Source organism: Pseudooceanicola lipolyticus (assembly GCF_002786325.1).
GTDB classification, from domain to species: Bacteria; Pseudomonadota; Alphaproteobacteria; order Rhodobacterales; family Rhodobacteraceae; genus Pseudooceanicola_C; species Pseudooceanicola_C lipolyticus.
The window spans coordinates 1-4,902 of sequence record NZ_PGTB01000222.1 but is presented as its reverse complement, the minus strand read 5'-3'; the positions used below and the strand labels follow the sequence as shown (position 1 = coordinate 4,902).

Annotated in this window: 3 protein-coding genes and 1 pseudogene; all 4 read right to left on the bottom strand. The window is 64.9% G+C overall.

The genetic code is table 11. The features are described 5' to 3' along the window. Positions 1 to 701 (bottom strand): class I SAM-dependent RNA methyltransferase (locus CVM52_RS23575; RefSeq protein WP_503128400.1); only part of this gene is annotated, 701 nt, incomplete at its 3' end. 40 nt (positions 702 to 741) lie between these two features. Beyond that, positions 742 to 2,574, bottom strand: coding sequence for an ABC transporter ATP-binding protein (locus CVM52_RS23570; protein ID WP_100164778.1), 1,833 nt, complete (start codon positions 2,572 to 2,574; stop codon positions 742 to 744). Next, on the bottom strand, positions 2,571 to 4,415 hold the full coding sequence (locus tag CVM52_RS23565) for an ABC transporter ATP-binding protein (protein WP_100164777.1): 1,845 nt from the start codon (positions 4,413 to 4,415) through the stop codon (positions 2,571 to 2,573). The genes CVM52_RS23570 and CVM52_RS23565 overlap by 4 nt, the downstream gene beginning before the upstream one ends. A gap of 198 nt (positions 4,416 to 4,613) precedes the next feature. Next, positions 4,614 to 4,902: pseudogene (locus CVM52_RS27175) on the bottom strand (CCA tRNA nucleotidyltransferase); the annotation flags it as partial.

Below are 4,902 nucleotides of genomic sequence, written 5' to 3'. Positions count from 1 at the left end.
ACCACCTCGGCCCGACCAAAGCGCTGTGCCGCCGGGCGGCGCATCGCCACCGTCTCGCCCGCCCAGGCGATGCGCGCCAGATCGTGCCGTTCGGCCAGCTGCGCCAGCGCGACCTGCAGGCTGCCATCCAGCGGCTTGCCACCTTCCACCGCCACGTCCAGCCCGGCCAATGACCTTGTTAGGGTCACATCCAACGCCCCCTTGCGGCTGGCCCCGGCCAGCGCCAGCCCCTCGGCCAGCGGCAGACCGGCCAGCAGGTCACGGTGCAACAGGTGGCAATCGGGGATCTCGGTGATCACCCCCGAGGCGCGGCCGTGAAACCCGGCCAAGGCGCCTTTCTTGGTACGGCGCACGGCCAGAACCGCGCGGCGGCGGCTGTTGGCGGGCGAAGTCGCCATCGGCAGAAAGGGTATCTCCAGCCCCTGCGCCGCAAGCGCCGAGCGCACGAAATCTTCCTTCCACGCCGCCACGAACCCATCCGAGGCATGTTGCAACTGGCAGCCTCCGCACCCCCGGTAATGGCGGCAGGGCGGTTGCACCCGGTCGGGCGACGGCGTGACGATCCGCACTTCCTCCAGCCGCTGGCCCTGAACAACGCCGCTGACCACCTCGCCCGGCAGGGTACGCGGTGCAAACAGTGGGCCGGCGGCAATCCCGTCACCCTGATGGCCCAAACGGTCTATGGTCACTTCGATCGACATGGACCCAGCTGATAGCGCCCCCGCCGCGGCGGATACAGTGCTATTCCGCGGCTTCGGTGCGCAGGAACCCGCCCGACTGCCGGCGCCAGAATTGCGCATACAGTCCACCGCGCGCCAGCAGCGAGTCATGCGTGCCGGTTTCGACGATCCGGCCGTCTTCCATCACCACGATCCGGTCCATCTCCGACAGGGTCGACAGCCGGTGCGCGATTGCCAGCACCGTCTTGCCCTCCATCACCCGGTGCAGCGCGCTCTGGATCGAGGCCTCGACCTCGCTGTCCAGCGCCGAGGTCGCCTCGTCCAGCACCAGGATGGGCGCGTCTTTCAACAGCGCGCGCGCCAGCGCGATGCGCTGCCGTTGCCCGCCGGACAGCTTGACGCCGCGTTCGCCCAGATGCGCGTCATAGCCCTTGCGCCCCTTGTGGTCTTCGAGGTTCAGGATGAATTCATGCGCCTCGGCCTTGCGCGCGGCGGCGATCAACTCGTCCTCGGTCGCCTCCGGACGGCCATAAAGGATGTTGTCGCGGGCGGACCGGTTGAACATCGCGGTTTCCTGCGTGACCATGCCGATCTTGCGGCGCAGACTGTCCTTGGTCACCTTCTCGATATTCTGTCCGTCGATCAGAATATCGCCGTCTTCGCCCTTGTAGAGGCGCAGCAACAGGGACACGAGCGTGGATTTTCCCGCCCCTGACGCCCCCACGATGCCCAGCTTTTCACCGGGGGCGATCGACAGATTGATATCGCTGATGCCACCACTTTGCCGCCCGTAGGCAAAGCTGACATCGCGGAACTCGATGCCTCCCTGCGCCATCTCGATATCCGGTGCGCCCTGGATGTCGTCGATGCGGATGCGCGGTGTCAGGGTGCGAATGCCGTCTTCGACCTCGCCCAGGTTGGAATAGATCGTCATCAGGGTGAAACTGACCCAACCGGTCATCTGCGCGATGCGGATCGCCACCGCCCCGGCAGCAACGATATCGCCCTCGCTGGCGCTGCCATTGCGCCACAGCAACAGCGTGCCACCGATCAGGATCACCGGCAGGAACCCGGCCAGCGTCATCAGGCAGAACCGGAACCCGGCGGCCATGTAACCGAAATCCAGCGACCGCCGGCGGAAGGTGTTCATCGCGCCCAGCGCCGCGCGATCCTCGAAATCGGCATGGGCGAACAGCTTGACGGTTTTGATATTGGTGATGGTATCGACCACCTGCCCCGAAACCATCGCCCGCGCCCCGGCCCGCGCCGCCGACCGCAACCGGATCTTGGGCAGGAACCAGGCGATCAGCAGGAAATAGGCCACCAGCCAGACCAGGAAGGATAGGGTAACGGCCGGGTTAATCGTGGTCAGCAGAATCAGCGATCCCGCCAGCGAAGCCAGCGCAAAGGCCACCACGTTGATCATTTCCACCGCGACATCGGTGACCGCGCGCGCCGCCTGCATCTGCTTCTGCGCGATCCGACCGGCGAAATCGTCATCGAAAAATCTGACCGCCTGGCCCAGGGTCCAACGGTGCAGCCGCGACAGCACCAGCGGATTCACGTTGGGCTGTACGATGATCGCGTTCGAGGCCGAAGACAGCCCCATCAACACCGGCCGGCCCAGCAGGAAAAACGCCAAAGCGCCAAAGATCATCGCCAGGTTGGAGCCCTGGAAGATTCCTTCTGGCCCGCTGGAAATCGAGGTGTCGATCACCGCGCCGAGAATCCAGGCGGTGCCCGCCTCCAGCCCGCCGGCCAGCGCCGACAAGACGGCCGCCAGCCACAGCGCCGGCCAGGCGCCGCTGAGACACCAGCGCATGAATGCGCCCAGCGTCTGCGGCGGCGGGCCTTCGGCCGGTTCGAATGGTGTGATCAGGTCTTCGAATTTCATTCCGCCGCCTCGGTCTCGGGATTGAGGAACCCGCCCGACTGACGCGCCCAGAACCGGGCATATAGCCCGTCAGACGCCAAAAGCACGGAATGGCTGCCCTGCTCGACGATTCGCCCCTGATCCATCACCAGGATACGATCCATCTGGGCAATGGTAGACAGACGGTGCGCAATGGCAATCACCGTTTTGCCCTCCATCATGCCATAGAGCGTATCCTGGATCGCCGCCTCGACCTCGCTGTCCAGCGCCGAGGTCGCCTCGTCCAGCAACAGGATCGGCGCGTCTTTCAGGATGACCCGCGCCAGCGTGACTCGCTGGCGCTGCCCGCCCGACAGTTTCACACCCCGCTCGCCGACATGCGCGTCATAGCCGGTGCGGCCCTGCGGATCGGCCAGGTCGAGGATGAAGTCATGCGCCTCGGCCTGTTTGGCCGCGGCGATCATCTGCGCCTCGGTCGCGTCGGGCCGGCCGTACAGGATGTTGTCGCGCACCGAACGATGCAGCAGCGCGCTGTCTTGCTGCACCATGCCGATATGCTGGCGCAAACTGTCCTGCTGCACCTTCGACACGTCCTGACCATCGATCAGGATCTGGCCCTGTTCGACGTCGTAGAAGCGCAGCAGCAGCTTGACCAGGGTCGATTTCCCGGCGCCAGACCGCCCGATCAGACCCACTTTTTCGCCCGGCTTGATGGTCAGGTCGATCCGGTCCAGCCCGCCGGCCTCGCGCCCGAAATGATGCGACAGCGACTTCACCTCGATCAGGCCCTGGCCGAGTTTCAGCGGTTTCGCCCCCGGCGCATCGACCAGGTCGATCGGCTGGGCGATGGTCTGCATCCCCTCGGCCACCACGCCAAGCTGACGGAAGAAACTGGTCAGCGCCCACATGATCCAGCCGGTCATCGCGTTCAGCCGCAGCGTCAGGGCCGAGGCCGCGGCCACCACGCCGACGCTGGCGGTGCCCTGCATCCACATCGACAGGCCCCAACCGACCACGCCGACAATCAGCAGCCCGTTCAAGGTGAACAGCGCGACATCCATCTTGGTAAAGATGCGCATCTCGGTCTTGAAGGTGCGCCGCGTCTCTTCGATCGCCTCCTTGGCATAGGCCAGTTCGCGGGCGTGATGCGCGAACATCTTGACCGAATGGATATTGGTATAGCTGTCCACCACCCGGCCGGTCACCGCCGAGCGCGCATCCGAGGCCGCCTGCGATGCCGGCCCGACGCGGGTGATGGTCCAGCGGATCAGCAGCGCATACAGCGCGAACCAGATCACCAAGGGCAGCAACAGCCGCGCATCCGCCGCAGCCAGCAGGATTGCCGCGCCCACCAGATAGGCCAGCGAGAACGAGATTGCGTCAAAGACCTGGAAAATCACCTCGCCCGCCGCTGGCGGCGTCTGCATGATCCGGTTTGCGATGCGCCCGGCAAAATCGTTCTCGAACCAGCCAACCGACTGGCGCAGAACATGTTTATGCGACCGCCAGCGGATCACCGTGCCAAAGTTCGGCATGATCGCGTTGTTCAGAAGCAGCACATCCACCGCGTGAATCGCCGGGCGCAGAACCAGGATAAACACCGCAACGGCGATAAATTCGGTACCATGCGCCGCCCAGACCTGGGCCGGATCGCCGGACAAAAGATCGACCAGCCGGCCCATGTAATAGATCAGCCAGACTTCGACGGCCGCCACGACCACCGACAGCAGCGCAGCCCAGAAAAACACCCGCCAGAACGGCTGGCAATAGTCGCGCAGAAACGGCCACAGGCGGGTCGGCGGGCGATCTTTCTCGACGTAGTCGCAGTAGGGATCGACGAGGTTCTCAAAAAAACGAAACATATTGGAGGGCTCCGGCAGAGCAAAAGGCGCAAATGTAGTGTTGGGTGACATGCTGATCACCCGGCGGGTATCAGCTCAGAAGAACCAAATCCCGTAATACATCCGCGTATCCCTCCTAGTGTGCCGGTTGAGCGTTAGCGGAATAATTTTCGCTTGTCACCCCTTCGCCGCGAATTTCGTCCCGCCCTACTGACAGTGCTATGTCAGCAGCAACTGTTCCCGGCTCAGGGTAAAACCCGATGCGATCCACCGCGCCTCGAGTTCGGCCAGCCGCGCGCCCAGCGCCGGGCCGCTGAACTCCGGCTGCAAATCCGCAGCGGCCACGGGGAATTTTGCCCGCTTCGCCGCCTCGGCCACCGCCAGATCGTCGGGCGCCAGCGGCTGTTCCAGCAGCGCCGCCCGCAGCAACAGCGCATCGCCGGCGTTGTCTTGCCGCCGATATCCCAGTTCGGCCGCGCCCATCCCACTGCTGGCGGCCGCGCGCAGG